An 11941-nucleotide genomic window follows, 5' to 3' on the forward strand; every position below is an offset into this window, starting at 1 on the left:
CAGCATGACGAGGATGGACGACATGACGCGCAGCGACGACCGCAGGGCAGCCAACCGGCGCACCGGCCTGGTGCTGGCCGCGGTCGCTTTCGCCTTCTTCGCGTTCGTGATCCTCAAGTACAAGGTGTTCGGCCAATGAGTGCGCATGCGAACCGCCGCCTCGCCGCGGACAACCGCCGCCTGTTGTTGCGCCTGGCCATATCGGCGGTGGTGATGTTCGGCTTCGGTTTCCTGCTCGTGCCCTTCTACGAGAAGATCTGCGAAGTCACCGGCATCAACAATTTCCTGCGCCCGGAAGCCGAGCAGGGCGCGCGCGCGGTCAATACGCAGGTCGATGCCAGCCGCAGCATCCTGGTCCAGTTCGACGCCAATCTGCACGATCTGCCGTGGCGTTTCCAGCCGTTGCAGCGCTCGATCGAGGTGCATCCGGGCCAGTTGGTCCAGGTCGAATACGAAGTGTCGAACACGCGCGACGTGCCGGTCACCGGCCAGGCGGTACCGAGCTACGGCCCGCAGGTCGCCGGGCGCCACTTCAACAAGCTGGACTGCTTCTGCTTCGCCCAGCAGACGCTGGCGCCGGGCGAGCGCCGCGTCATGCCGGTGGTGTTCGTCATCGACCCCGCGCTGCCGGAGGAGGTCACGGTCATCACGCTGTCGTACACCTTCTTCGAGCTGCAGGGGCGCAACACGACGGCCGCGGTGCCGGGCAGCGCAGCGGCAGCACCGGTGCCGGGAGGCTGAGCGGTGGGCGCGGGGCGCGACGGAGCCAGGCCTGGAACGCCGCGCCAGGCCGGTTTCTGGGCGACGATGCGTGCCGTGCTGTGGTCCTTCTTCGGCGTGCGCAAGCGGCAGGCCTGGCTGGACGATGCCGGATCGCTGAATCCGCTTGCGGTCGTCGCCGCCGGCGTGCTGGCGGGGGCGATCTTCATCATCACCATCGTCGTCGTCGTGCAGGTGGTGCTCGCCTAGCGGCACCGAACGGGGTTCGAACAGGGAGAAAGCCATGAGTCAGACAACAGCCGCTCGGGGGTTCGACCACTACTTCGTGCCCGAACCGTCGACCTATCCCCTCTTCGGCTCGGTTGCGCTGCTGCTGTTCGGCGCCGGGGCCGCGCTGTGGCTCAACGACGTACCGTCCGGGCCGTGGATTTTCCTTGCCGGCGTGGCGGTCCTGATCTACATGCTGTTCGGCTGGTTCGGCCAGGTGGTGCGGGAATCCGAGTCCGGCCGCTACGGCTGGCGGGTGGGCAAGTCCTTCCGATGGTCGATGGGCTGGTTCATCTTCTCGGAAGTGATGTTCTTCGCCGCCTTCTTCGGTGCGCTGTTCTACGCCCGCGTGCTGTCCGTGCCCTGGCTGGCCTCGGGCGACAACGAGGCGCTGCTGTGGCAGGGCTTCAGCAGCGCCTGGCCCACCGCCGGGCCTTACACGCCGAGCGGCGCCGAGGCTTTCACGCCGATGGGCGCCTGGGGCATTCCGGCGATCAACACGCTGATCCTGCTGACTTCGGGCGCCACGCTGACCTGGGCGCACCATGGCCTGCGCGCCGAGCGGCGCGGCCAGCTCAAGCTGGGGCTGCTGCTCACCATCGCGCTCGGCCTGGTGTTCCTCGGCCTGCAGATCTATGAGTACGGGCATGCCTATGCCGAACTCAACCTGCGGCTCGACAGCGGCATCTACGGCACGACCTTCTACCTGCTCACCGGCTTCCACGGCCTGCACGTCACCGTCGGCGTGATCATGCTGACGGTGATGCTGGGCCGTGCGCTGGCCGGCCATTTCAGCCCGCAGCGCCACTTCGGTTTCGAAGCCGCAGCCTGGTACTGGCATTTCGTCGATGTGGTGTGGCTGATCCTGTTCGTCGTCGTCTACCTGCTGTAGCTGCCCGGGAGCCGATGCGATGCCTGCTGCTGCCCGCCTCCGCCTGTTGCTGCCCTTGCTGGCAGGCGCGCTGGTGGCCGCCGTCACGCTGGCGCTCGGCAACTGGCAGGTGCGCCGTGCCGAAGAAAAGCAGGCACTGCAGGCCGTGCTCGACGCCGCCGCGCAGCGCCCGGCGCTGGTGCTCGACACCCTGGCGGAAGGCGCGGGCGTGATGCCCGGCCAGCGCGTCAGGCTCGAAGGCGAATGGCTGCCGGCGGCGGGCATCTTTCTCGACAACCGCACCCATGCCGGCCGCGCCGGCTATCAGGTGCTGATGCCCTTGCGGCTGGCCGACGCTTCCGGGGTGGTGCTGGTCAACCGGGGCTGGGTTCCGGCCGGCGCCGATCGCGCGATCCTGCCCGTGGTGCCGGCCGGATCGGGCCGTGTGACGCTGGAAGGGCGGGCGCAGATACCGGAAGCAGGCGCGTTCACGCTGGCACGGGACGGCGAGTTCGAGCAAGGCCGCTTGTGGCAGGTGCTGGACATCGCCCGACTGGCCGCGCGGACGGACATCGGCGGCGGCGTGACAACGCTGACGGAGCGTCCGGGCCTGCCGCTCTGCGGCGCGCGGGCAGGGGAAAGGGGGCAGGCCGGGGCCTGCTTCGCCCCCTGGCTGGTGCTGCAGACCTCTGCAGCGGCCGATGGCCTGGTGCGCGACTGGCCGGCGCCGTCGGCCGGCGTCGAACGCCATCACGGCTACGCTTTTCAATGGTACGCGCTGGCCGCGCTTGCCACCGTGCTGAGCTGCGCCTACGCCCGGCGCCTTTTCCTGCGGAGACCCGACGATGAACGGAAGCCTCGCCTCGCCGGACGCTGAGCACGGCCGCTCCGCGCTTGCGCCCAAGGAACGAAGCAGGGCACGCCGGACCCTGCTGCTGCTCGCGCTGGTCTGTGTGCTGCCGGTGCTCGCGTCCTACCTGATGTTCTACGTCTGGCAGCCGGAGGGGCGGGTGAACAACGGCACGCTGCTCGAACCGGTGCCGCTGCCGGATTCCCGCCTGCAGGGCGTCGACGGCCAGCCGGCGCTGGGCCGCGCCGATTTGCAGGGGCGCTGGACCCTGCTGCTCGCGGCGCCGTCGATCTGCGACAGTGCGTGTGCCCGTGCGCTCTACGTGTCGCGGCAGGCCCGCCTGGCGCAGGCCCGCGAGATGGAGCGTGTCACCCGCGTATGGCTGCTGACCGACGACGGCAAACCCGCCGAAGGGCAGTTGCCCGGTTCCTCGCTGGCCGATGCGCTGCACGTCGTCCGCGCCGATGCCGGTTGGCTGGCTGCGCTGCCGCCGCCGGCGTCCGGCAGTCTGACGGGGACGATCTATCTCGTCGATCCGCTGGGCAAGGTGATGATGCGTTTCGACGACCGGCTCGACGTCACCGAAGCGGCGCGTGCGCTGACCAAGGATCTGCAGCGTCTGCTGAAGTACTCGGCGCTGGGCAGGGGAGAGCGGCTGTGATGGCCATGCTCGCCTGGTATCGCCGGCTCGCGCTCGGTGCGCTGCTGCTGACCTTCGTCGTCGTCGTCTTCGGCGCCTACGTCCGCCTGGCCGACGCCGGCCTCGGCTGCCCGGACTGGCCGGGTTGCTATGGCAAGCTGACGCCGGCCCATGCCGCCGATGTCATCCGCGACGTGCATGCCGCCGAACCCCACGGGCCGGTCAGCCTGGCGAAGGCGTGGAAGGAGATGATCCACCGCTATCTGGCCGCCAGCCTCGGCCTGCTCATCCTTGCCATTGCCGTGCTGGCATGGCGTCTGCGCGACCATCCGCGCGCCGCGCCCGGGGTGGCGCTGGCGCTGGTCGGCGTGGTGGTGTTCCAGGGCCTGCTCGGCAAATGGACGGTGACGCTGCTGCTGAAGCCGGCCATCGTCACTGCACACCTGCTCGGCGGGCTGACCACGCTGGCGCTGCTGGCCTGGCTGGCGCTGCGCGCCTGTGGCGCGGGGCAAGCCCATGCAAGGGCGAGCCGGGAAGGCCCGGGACGCATCGGCCCGGGGCGCGATGGCCTGCGATCTACGCCAATGCTGTCGGTCGGGGCGCGGCTGGCTTTCGTGCTGCTCGTCATCCAGGTTGCCCTCGGCGGCTGGACCAGCACCAATTACGCCGCGCTCGCCTGTACGGACTTCCCGACCTGCCACGGCAGCTTCGCGCCCGAGACCGATTATGCCAATGCCTTCCACGTCGTGCGCGAGCTGGGCATGACGGCCGATGGCGAACTGCTGTCGAACGCCGCGCTCACCGCCATCCACTGGTCGCACCGCATCGGCGCGCTGGTGGCCGGCGGGGCTCTGCTGCTGCTGGGTTGGGCGCTTTGCCGGCGGCAGGACACTTTCGATGCCGGTGCGACGCTGCTGGCGGCGCTGGTGCTGCAGATCGGGCTGGGCATCGCCAATGTGCTGCTGTCGCTGCCCTTGCCGCTGGCGGCGGCGCACAACGCGGGTGCCGCCCTGCTGGTCGGCATCATGGTGTGGGTGAATTTCCGGCTGGCTGCGCCGGGTGTCGTGGCGCTGCCGGCGCGGCGGAGTCATGGCACGCTGCCGGTCGTGTTCGAGGAGGGGAGACCATGAAGACATTTGCCCTGGGAACGGCGCGTGCCGGCCGTCTGCGAGCTTTCTACGTTCTGACCAAGCCCAAGGTGAACACGCTGATCGTGTTCTGTGCGGTGATCGGCATGTTCCTCGCCGTGCCGGCGGGGCTGCCGGATGCGCTGACCGTGTTTGCCGCCACGCTCGGCATCGCCTGTGTGGCGGGTGCGGCGGCGGCGATGAACTGTCTGATCGAGCGCCAGATCGACGCCCGCATGGCGCGGACCCGGGGCCGTCCACTGCCGCGCGGCGACCTTGCGCCGGCCGAAGTGCTGCTGTTCGCGGGCATGCTGGGCGGCTTCGGCCTGATGGTGCTGCACCAGGCGGTCAACCCGCTGACGATGTGGCTGACGCTCGCCACCTTCATCGGCTATGCGGTGGTCTATACGGTGCTGCTCAAGCCCCATACGCCGCAGAACATCGTCATCGGCGGCGCCTCCGGCGCAATGCCGCCGGTGCTGGGCTGGGCCGCGGTGTCGGGCGAAGTCAATGCCGATGCGCTGCTGCTGTTCCTCATCATCTTCGCGTGGACGCCGCCTCATTTCTGGGCGCTGGCGCTGTACCGCACGGCCGACTACGCGCGCGCCGGGCTGCCGATGCTGCCGGTGACGCACGGCGCCGAATTCACCCGGCTGTCGGTGCTGCTGTACACGCTGATCCTGTTCGGCGTCACGCTGCTGCCCTTTGCCACGCGCATGAGCGGCGCGCTCTATCTCGGTGTGGCGGTGGGGCTCGGCCTGCGCTTCATCCTTCATGCCTGGCGCTTGTACCGCGATTACAGCGATGCCCTGGCGCGGCGCACCTTCCGCTTTTCCATCGTCTATCTGTTCGGACTGTTCGCGGCGCTGCTGATGGATCACTACCTGCCCTGGTGATGCGTCCGGGTGCGGCAGCTTGACGCATGGGCCGTGCCCGGTGTGCCGCGAACGTCTATCATCGGGGGCTGACCGAACAAGCAGCATCAAGGTGCCCGATGTCTCTTTCCCTTGCCCGTTTCCTGCGCCCGCTGGCCGCGCCCCTGCTCGCGCTCGGCCTGCTCGCGGCCTGTGCGCCGCCCGAACCCGTCTTCCACAGCACCGACATCACCGGCGCGGAGTACGGCCAGAAGCTGCGGCTCACCGACCATCATGGCCAGGAGCGCACGCTGGCGGACTTCAAGGGCAAGGTCGTGACGATCTTCTTCGGCTACACCCAGTGCCCGGATGTCTGCCCGACTGCGCTGTCCGACATGAGCATGGTGATGCAGCAACTCGGTGCCGATGGCGACAAGGTCCAGGTGCTGTTCGTCACCGTCGATCCCGAACGCGACACGTTGGCGCTGCTGGCGGAATACGTGCCGGTGTTCGACGAGCGCTTCCTCGGGCTGTACGGTACACCGGAGCAGATCGCCGCGGTTGCCAAGGATTTCCGCGTCTTCTACCGCAAGAGCGGCGACCCCGACGGCCACTACACCGTCGACCACTCGGCCGGCACCTACGTGTTCGATCCGCAGGGCCGGCTGCGCCTGTACATGAAGCATGGCGAAGAGCCGGCCAAGGTCGCGGCGGACATCGGGGCGCTGCTGGCGGGGAAATGAATCTGCCGGGCGTCAGCGGAGTTCGATGATGGATTCGCCTGCCTCAACTTGCAGAACCAGCTTGGCTTCAGTTTCAAGCCGAATGCGTGTCTGGCTCTGATCGTCGAATGGCCGATTGGAGCAGCATACGTCCAGATAGATCTTCATGCCGCTCAGACAGCGTCGGCCAGCATGCCGCGCATCTTCTGCATCGCCTTGGCCTCGATCTGGCGGATGCGTTCGGCAGAGACGCCGTATTCCGCTGCCAGTTCGTGCAGCGTGGCGCTGTCGCCTTCGCTCAGCCAGCGGCGCTGGACGATGTTGCGGCTGCGGTCGTCGAGGCTGGCCAGGGCATTGCGCAGGCCGACGTCCTGCATGTGGGCGAGCTGCGTGCGGGCCAGCGCTTCGGAAGGTTCGGCGTGCGGATCGGGCAGGTAGGCGATCGGCGCGAAGCGTTCGTCCTCGTCGTCGCCGCTGCCTTCCAGCGGAATGTCGCGGCCGCCGAGGCGGGTTTCCATCTCGACCACTTCCTCGGGCTTGACGCCGAGCTGGGTGGCGATGGCATCGACTTCGACCGGATTCAAGGTGCCGGCGTCCTGCTTCAGGCTGCGCAGGTTGAAGAACAGCTTGCGCTGGGCCTTGGTGGTGGCGATCTTGACCAGGCGCCAGTTCTTCAGCACGTATTCGTGGATCTCGGCCTTGATCCAGTGCATCGCGAACGAAACCAGACGCACGCCGCGCGTGGGGTCGAAGCGCTTCACCGCCTTCATCAGGCCGACGTTGCCTTCCTGGATCAGGTCGGCGTGCGGCAGGCCGTAGCCCAGGTAGCCGCGTGCGATCGCGACCACCACCCGCAGATGCGACATCACCAACTGGCGCGCCGCGTCGACATCCCCCTGCTCGCGCAGGCGCGTTGCCAGTTCCACTTCCTGCTGCTCGCTGAGCATGGGCATGCGATTGACGCTCTGGATGTACTGATCCAGGCTGCCGGTGGCGGGAACGGGAAACGACAGGGCTTGAGACATAGGCTTGTGTCCTCCTTGTGTGCTCGATTTTAGCACTCGCGCCTTGAGAGTGCTAAACGCGGGAGGGAGTTCCGTGCTGTTCTTGGCAGGGCGCCGATCATCCGGCACCCCGCCGCCATGCGGATCAGAACAGGTTCAGCGGATAGTCGACGAACACGCGGATCTCGTTGCCCTCGCTGTTATAGGCGCGGGCGTCCTCCGAAACGCGCAGGAAGGACGCGCGCAGGCGGATGCTCAGGTCCTTGGCTGCACCGCTCTGCACCTTGTAGCTCAACTGGTTGAACCATTCGCGTTCCTTGCCGCGGCTCGGCGCGCCGGCGTCGATGTTGTCGCCGCGGACGTAGGCGACGACGTAGCTCAGGCCGGGCACGCCGTACTCGGTGAAGTCCACCGCGTAGCTCAGTTGCCAGGAACGCTCGTCCTTGGCGTTGAAGTCGGACCAGAAGGAGTTGGCGAGGAAGATCGTGCTGCCGCCGTTGCCCACCCAGCCTTCGCTCTGGTAGAAGCCGTAGTTGAAGCCGACGTCGCCGCTGCTGCGCTGGTGTGCCACGGTGAAGGCGTGCGGGCCGGTGGCATAGGTCGCGGCCAGGCTCCAGATGCGGTTCTTGCCTTCGTCGGGGTCGAACTTCTTGTCCTGCCTGGTGTTGTAGCCGTTGAAGTCGAGCGTGAGCGAATCGCCCTGCGCCAGCGGGCGCACGTAGTTCAGGTTGATGTACTGGCGCTCGAGCACGTCCTCGATGTCAGATGCATACAGCGCGCCGCTGAACACTTCGTTGAACTGGTAGCGGCCGCCGATCAGGTCGATGGCCTTCAGCCTGCCGCCGTCGCGGCTTTCGTCGCTCTTGCGTGCTTCGGCATGGAAGCGGCCGGCGTGCAGCGTCAGGCCTTCGATCTCGTTCGAGGTGATCATCGTGCCGGTGAAGCTTTCCGGCATCAGGCGCGAGGCGTCGTGGTTGAGCACCGGCAGCGTCGGCCGCAGATCGCCGTAGGCGAGCACGGTGTTGGAAAAGCGCAACTTGACCGAGCCGCCGGCCCTGGCGACGTCGTGCTCGACCTTGCCGTCATTGCCCACGTGGAAAAAGTCGATACCCGCTGCGCCTGCACGTCCCCGGCCGCTGTCGAGGCGGACGGCATACAGGCCGAAGGCATCGACGCCGAAGCCGACCGTGCCCTGGGTGAAGCCCGAAGTGAAGTTCAGCACCGCGCCCTGGCCCCATTCGGCCTTGTCCTGCCTGCCCTGCTTGTAATCACGGCTGATGTAGGCATTGCGCAGGAACAGGTCCAGCGAGCTGTCCTCGATGAAGCCGCGCGCTTCGGATTGGCCTGCGCCCATTGCCGGGGCCGTGGCGGCCAGGCTGAGGGCGATCGAACACGCCCATTTCTTCGACGTCATTGTTTTTTCCTTGCTGTTGTTTGATGTGTGGCGGATGCGTTGCATCGAATGCAGCCGCGATCTCCCCGGCGCGGATTTTCGCATGCTTCACCGTTGCCGGATCGGATGTTTAGGCTCCCGGCCTTCTTTGATGACGCCAGGAGCCTGAAGTGAAGAACATGAACATGGGACAGTGCCACGTGATCGAGCAAGCGCCGGCCGCAACGGCTGCTACCGACGCCTATGCACTGCTGTTCGAACTGTGGCAGCGCTCGTCGCCCGGCCGCCGGGCAGCGACGGTCGCCAAGTACCGCAAGGTTCTCGATGCCTTCGCCGCCTTCACCGGCGGAATGCCGCTTGCGGATGTGCGCCGCAGGAATCTGCTGGCTTTCCGCGACCACTTGCTCGCATCGTGCCAGAGCCCGGCCACCGTCAGGCACAAGCTGGGCATCATCAGGACCCTGTTCGGAACGGCGGTCGATCATGAACTGGCCGCCTCGAATCCGGCTGCCGAACTCAGAATGCAGGAAGCGGTGCGCCGCAAGGCCCGCATCGCATTCACCGCGGACGATCTGAACCGCCTGTTCCGCGCTGAAATCCACATTGCAGGCAGGCGCCCGAAAGGCGGTGGCAGGGAGGCCGCGTTCTGGCTGCCGCTGCTGGCCCTGTTCACCGGGGCACGGGTCGAGGAACTGGCGCAACTGCTGGTCAGCGACGTCCGCCGCGCCAAGGGTCTGGGGCACTATCTGCACATCAGCGACGACGCCGGGCATGCGCAACTCAAGAATCCGGCTTCGCGCAGGCGGATTCCGCTCCATGCGACGCTGCTGGACTGCGGTTTCCTGGATTACGTTGCCGGCCTGCAGGGGGCGGGGTTGTTGTTTCCCGATCTTAGGGCGAATCCGCGCGGCAAGCTCGGCGGCTATTTCAGCACCTTCTTTTCGGGCTATCTGCGCAGAAAGGTCGGCATCGGCGACGGCCGCAAGGTCTTCCATTCCTTCCGCCATACTTTCAAGGACGCCTGCCGCGCCGTGGGCATGGAGGAGGAAGTGCATGATGCGCTGACCGGCCATGTCGCGCCGCGGGCGAGCCGCCGCTACGGCAACGAGCAGTATCCGCTCGAACCTCTGTTCGAGGCCATTGCCCGTTTCGACATCCCCGGCCTCGACATCGGGCACCTCTACACCAGGGTGCCCGCGCGGCCGCGCTACGGTGCCGCTCTCCGGCCGGTCTCGGCGTATTACGGCATCGTCATCGCCTTCGCTCCACCCAGGTCGAGGCAGGACAGCGCGCCGTTCGTGCTTGCCATCTGGCAGGGGCTGGAAGTGGGCTTCGACATTGCGTCGAACGAGCTTTTCTTCGGTGAACTGCCGCGCAACAAGCGGGTTCTCGTCGATGCGTGGATCGAGATCCACAGGGAAGAGCTGATGGCCAATTGGTACTTGGGCAGGCAGACCGGCGAGTATTTCCGGGTCGAGCCGCTGCGGTGAAGGGGAGGCGGAGTGGAGCGAAGGGCGTGGACGAAAAAACGGGCGCCGAAGCGCCCGTCTTGCTTTCAAACCTGTCTGGGAGACAGATCAGAAGGTGTGGCGGATACCGACGCCCAGCAGGTCGGCGTTTTCGCCGCCGAAGGTCGAGCCAGCCTTGTGGCCGTAGTTGACCAGACCTGCGACCTCACCGTCGTCGTTGTCGGTACGGTTGTAGGCGACATAGGCGGTGGTGCGCTTCGACAGGGCGTGGGTGTAAGCCAGGGTGTAGGACTTGACCTTGGTATCGCTCGCATTAGGAATGTCGAACTTGACTTGAGCGTAGGACAGATGGACGTTGCCGGCCGCACCGACCGGAACGCCCAGGCCGACGGTCCAGAGGTCTGCATCTTGGTCCTTCCAGCCGCTCAGGTTGTCAGCCGACTGGTAGGAGGCGTTCAGCGCCACGACACCGAAGTCGTAGCCAGCGCCCAGGCCCCATTCCTTCTGCTTCTTTTCATCGTTGATGATGTTCTTGGAGACTTGGTAAACACCGCTGACCTTCAGCGGGCCGTTGGCGTACTCCAGGCCCACACCGTAGGCGTCGTCTTCGCTCGGCTTCTCGCCGGTTTCAACACCCTTGGCCGAGTAGATGGCACGGGCAGTCAGGCCGGAGAAGCTGCCGGTGTAGGTCACCGAGTTGTTCCAGCGGGCGGGGCTGTTCGGGGTGATGGTCATGCCGGCGTAAGCCGACAGGATGGACTGCGGGCCGACCGCAGCGCCAGCCAGGCCGTCGTGGTTGAAGAAGTAGCCGGGAGCGTATTGACGACCCAGGGCCACGGTGCCGAAGGAGCCGGCGAGGCCGACGAGGGCTTGACGCTGATAGCCCGAACCCATTTCTTCGCCGGTGTCGATGTTGAAGCCCTGCTCCAGCACGAACACAGCCTTCAGGCCGTTGCCCAGGTCTTCGGTGCCGCGGAAGCCGACACGGCTGCCCGACAGCGCACCGGAACCGACGCCGCGGAAGTCGTTTTCACCATGCTTGCCGAAGCCGACGTAGGCGTCCGCCACACCGTAGATGGTGACGTTGGACTGCGCGAAGGCCGGGGCCGAAACCAGGCCGGCGATGGCCAGCGCGATCAGTTTCTTCTGCATTTGTTTCTCCTCAAATTGAAGTTGAGACCTTGGCATCTGCCTTGGTCCTACTCACCTCTCTGGCGAGAAGTTGGAGCGATTCTGCAAATCTGCCGCTGCCCTTGCAAGCTTCGCAGCGCGAAAACACCACATTCAGGGCAAGTCTGTTGCGGACGTGCAACAAGGCTGGCAAATCAGCGCCGCGCATCCAGACGAGGCAGGGGCGATTGCCAGGCCAGCAGCTTTTCGTCGGCAGTCATCAGGGTAGCGTTGCGTGCCATCGCAGAGGCAGCAATGAAACGGTCGGCGGGGTCACGGTGCAACTCGAAAAAACCCGCAGCAAGCAAGCTGATGCGCCCGTCGAGCGGGATCTCGACTAAGCCCGCTGCCAGAAATTCCGCTCGCCATACTTCGATTGCAACGGGTAGCACGATCCGTCCTCGTTGCTCCAGCAGCGCACATTCCCAGAAACTGATCGCGCTGACGGCGACGCGACCAGAGCGCCATTCCTCGGAGATGCGTTGTCGTGCCTGAGGGCCGAGAGCGGGGTCGTCCGCATCCATCCAGATCAGGGCGTGAGTGTCCAGAACGATCAAGCCAGCGCCTCCCAGTCATCTGCGGCAAGTGGCGACACGATGTCCCCCTGGATGCGTAGACCAGGGTGAAGGCCGAAAGGAGAACTTCTGTTCTTGCCCGCGTACGGGTGGAGTTCGGCAACAGGCTTGCCGTTCTTGGTTACGACGATGACCTCGCCCGACTCGGCGACCTGATCCATGATGGCAAGGCAGCGAGCCTTGAACTCGGAAGCCTGAATGGTCTGCATGGAGAGCTCTCCTGGCGGAAAATGAATGACCATAATCATGACCATGGTCAGATTGATGGTCAAGTCATGA

General features: G+C 66.1%; 16 protein-coding genes. 10 read left to right on the forward strand and 6 right to left on the reverse strand.

All coding sequences use genetic code 11. From position 1 onward, the window contains the following. Positions 1 to 22 precede the first annotated feature (22 nt). The 9 genes from ACNQFN_RS05595 to ACNQFN_RS05635 all read left to right on the forward strand — a co-directional run bounded on the left by ACNQFN_RS05595 (position 23) and on the right by ACNQFN_RS05635 (position 6072). Positions 23 to 139, forward strand: a complete 117-nt coding sequence (locus ACNQFN_RS05595) for a cytochrome oxidase small assembly protein (protein WP_217999611.1) — start codon at positions 23 to 25, stop codon at positions 137 to 139. Continuing rightward, the gene (locus ACNQFN_RS05600) at positions 136 to 741 is read left to right on the forward strand and encodes a cytochrome c oxidase assembly protein (RefSeq protein ID WP_068636929.1); all 606 of its coding nucleotides are present in this window, start codon (positions 136 to 138) and stop codon (positions 739 to 741) included. Before ACNQFN_RS05595 ends, ACNQFN_RS05600 begins: the two co-directional genes overlap by 4 nt. A gap of 3 nt (positions 742 to 744) precedes the next feature. After that, on the forward strand, positions 745 to 969 hold the full coding sequence (locus tag ACNQFN_RS05605; protein ID WP_418648217.1) for a DUF2970 domain-containing protein: 225 nt from the start codon (positions 745 to 747) through the stop codon (positions 967 to 969). Positions 970 to 1003: 34 nt separating this feature from the next. Continuing rightward, positions 1004 to 1879 (forward strand): cytochrome c oxidase subunit 3, encoded by an 876-nt coding sequence (locus ACNQFN_RS05610; RefSeq protein ID WP_068636928.1) that lies wholly within the window; start codon positions 1004 to 1006, stop codon positions 1877 to 1879. Between the two features lie 19 nt (positions 1880 to 1898). Further along, complete coding sequence (locus tag ACNQFN_RS05615) at positions 1899 to 2735, forward strand: SURF1 family protein (protein WP_418648218.1); 837 nt, start codon at positions 1899 to 1901, stop codon at positions 2733 to 2735. Next, complete coding sequence (locus ACNQFN_RS05620) at positions 2704 to 3369, forward strand: hypothetical protein (protein ID WP_418648219.1); 666 nt, start codon at positions 2704 to 2706, stop codon at positions 3367 to 3369. Before ACNQFN_RS05615 ends, ACNQFN_RS05620 begins: the two co-directional genes overlap by 32 nt. Beyond that, positions 3369 to 4478 carry a COX15/CtaA family protein gene (locus ACNQFN_RS05625; protein WP_418648220.1) on the forward strand — a complete coding sequence of 370 codons (1110 nt, stop codon included), beginning with the start codon at positions 3369 to 3371 and terminating at the stop codon, positions 4476 to 4478. The genes ACNQFN_RS05620 and ACNQFN_RS05625 overlap by 1 nt, the downstream gene beginning before the upstream one ends. Next, a complete protein-coding gene (gene cyoE / locus ACNQFN_RS05630) occupies positions 4475 to 5371 on the forward strand; it encodes a heme o synthase (protein ID WP_418648221.1) in 897 nt (298 codons plus the stop codon). The genes ACNQFN_RS05625 and cyoE overlap by 4 nt, the downstream gene beginning before the upstream one ends. Positions 5372 to 5469: 98 nt before the next feature. After that, the gene (locus ACNQFN_RS05635; RefSeq protein WP_418648222.1) at positions 5470 to 6072 is read left to right on the forward strand and encodes an SCO family protein; all 603 of its coding nucleotides are present in this window, start codon (positions 5470 to 5472) and stop codon (positions 6070 to 6072) included. Between the two features lie 12 nt (positions 6073 to 6084). Here the strand turns inward: ACNQFN_RS05635 and ACNQFN_RS05640 are convergent, their stop codons facing one another. The 3 genes from ACNQFN_RS05640 to ACNQFN_RS05650 all read right to left on the reverse strand — a co-directional run bounded on the left by ACNQFN_RS05640 (position 6085) and on the right by ACNQFN_RS05650 (position 8469). Beyond that, on the reverse strand, positions 6085 to 6219 hold the full coding sequence (locus ACNQFN_RS05640; protein WP_418648223.1) for a hypothetical protein: 135 nt from the start codon (positions 6217 to 6219) through the stop codon (positions 6085 to 6087). A gap of 5 nt (positions 6220 to 6224) precedes the next feature. After that, positions 6225 to 7076: an RNA polymerase sigma factor RpoH gene (rpoH, locus tag ACNQFN_RS05645; RefSeq protein ID WP_068636924.1), complete on the reverse strand. Its 852-nt coding sequence runs from the start codon at positions 7074 to 7076 to the stop codon at positions 6225 to 6227. A gap of 124 nt (positions 7077 to 7200) precedes the next feature. Beyond that, positions 7201 to 8469 (reverse strand): OprD family porin, encoded by a 1269-nt coding sequence (locus ACNQFN_RS05650; RefSeq protein WP_068636923.1) that lies wholly within the window; start codon positions 8467 to 8469, stop codon positions 7201 to 7203. Positions 8470 to 8627: 158 nt separating this feature from the next. Here ACNQFN_RS05650 and ACNQFN_RS05655 point away from each other — a divergent pair, with 158 nt between their 5' ends. Continuing rightward, on the forward strand, positions 8628 to 9938 hold the full coding sequence (locus ACNQFN_RS05655; RefSeq protein WP_418648891.1) for a DUF4160 domain-containing protein: 1311 nt from the start codon (positions 8628 to 8630) through the stop codon (positions 9936 to 9938). A gap of 87 nt (positions 9939 to 10025) precedes the next feature. Here the strand turns inward: ACNQFN_RS05655 and ACNQFN_RS05660 are convergent, their stop codons facing one another. The 3 genes from ACNQFN_RS05660 to ACNQFN_RS05670 all read right to left on the reverse strand — a co-directional run bounded on the left by ACNQFN_RS05660 (position 10026) and on the right by ACNQFN_RS05670 (position 11934). Then, positions 10026 to 11069, reverse strand: coding sequence for a porin (locus ACNQFN_RS05660; protein ID WP_418648224.1), 1044 nt, complete (start codon positions 11067 to 11069; stop codon positions 10026 to 10028). Positions 11070 to 11242: 173 nt separating this feature from the next. After that, entirely contained in the window at positions 11243 to 11644 is a 402-nt protein-coding gene (locus ACNQFN_RS05665) for a type II toxin-antitoxin system VapC family toxin (protein WP_068636920.1), read from the reverse strand. Then, positions 11641 to 11934: a type II toxin-antitoxin system Phd/YefM family antitoxin gene (locus tag ACNQFN_RS05670; RefSeq protein WP_418648225.1), complete on the reverse strand. Its 294-nt coding sequence runs from the start codon at positions 11932 to 11934 to the stop codon at positions 11641 to 11643. Before ACNQFN_RS05670 ends, ACNQFN_RS05665 begins: the two co-directional genes overlap by 4 nt. Between the last annotated feature and the right edge of the window lie 7 nt (positions 11935 to 11941).

Source organism: Thauera butanivorans, assembly GCF_048398245.1.
Classification (GTDB): Bacteria; Pseudomonadota; Gammaproteobacteria; order Burkholderiales; family Rhodocyclaceae; genus Thauera; species Thauera butanivorans.

Coding starts and splice junctions, on each gene's coding strand:
- ACNQFN_RS05595 (WP_217999611.1), top strand. CDS start 23: ATGACGCGCAGCGACGACCGCAGGGCAGCCAACCGGCGCACCGGCCTG.
- ACNQFN_RS05600 (WP_068636929.1), top strand. CDS start 136: ATGAGTGCGCATGCGAACCGCCGCCTCGCCGCGGACAACCGCCGCCTG.
- ACNQFN_RS05610 (WP_068636928.1), top strand. CDS start 1,004: ATGAGTCAGACAACAGCCGCTCGGGGGTTCGACCACTACTTCGTGCCC.
- ACNQFN_RS05615 (WP_418648218.1), top strand. CDS start 1,899: ATGCCTGCTGCTGCCCGCCTCCGCCTGTTGCTGCCCTTGCTGGCAGGC.
- ACNQFN_RS05620 (WP_418648219.1), top strand. CDS start 2,704: ATGAACGGAAGCCTCGCCTCGCCGGACGCTGAGCACGGCCGCTCCGCG.
- ACNQFN_RS05625 (WP_418648220.1), top strand. CDS start 3,369: ATGGCCATGCTCGCCTGGTATCGCCGGCTCGCGCTCGGTGCGCTGCTG.
- cyoE (WP_418648221.1), top strand. CDS start 4,475: ATGAAGACATTTGCCCTGGGAACGGCGCGTGCCGGCCGTCTGCGAGCT.
- ACNQFN_RS05635 (WP_418648222.1), top strand. CDS start 5,470: ATGTCTCTTTCCCTTGCCCGTTTCCTGCGCCCGCTGGCCGCGCCCCTG.
- ACNQFN_RS05640 (WP_418648223.1), bottom strand. CDS start 6,219: ATGAAGATCTATCTGGACGTATGCTGCTCCAATCGGCCATTCGACGAT.
- rpoH (WP_068636924.1), bottom strand. CDS start 7,076: ATGTCTCAAGCCCTGTCGTTTCCCGTTCCCGCCACCGGCAGCCTGGAT.
- ACNQFN_RS05650 (WP_068636923.1), bottom strand. CDS start 8,469: ATGACGTCGAAGAAATGGGCGTGTTCGATCGCCCTCAGCCTGGCCGCC.
- ACNQFN_RS05655 (WP_418648891.1), top strand. CDS start 8,628: ATGAACATGGGACAGTGCCACGTGATCGAGCAAGCGCCGGCCGCAACG.
- ACNQFN_RS05660 (WP_418648224.1), bottom strand. CDS start 11,069: ATGCAGAAGAAACTGATCGCGCTGGCCATCGCCGGCCTGGTTTCGGCC.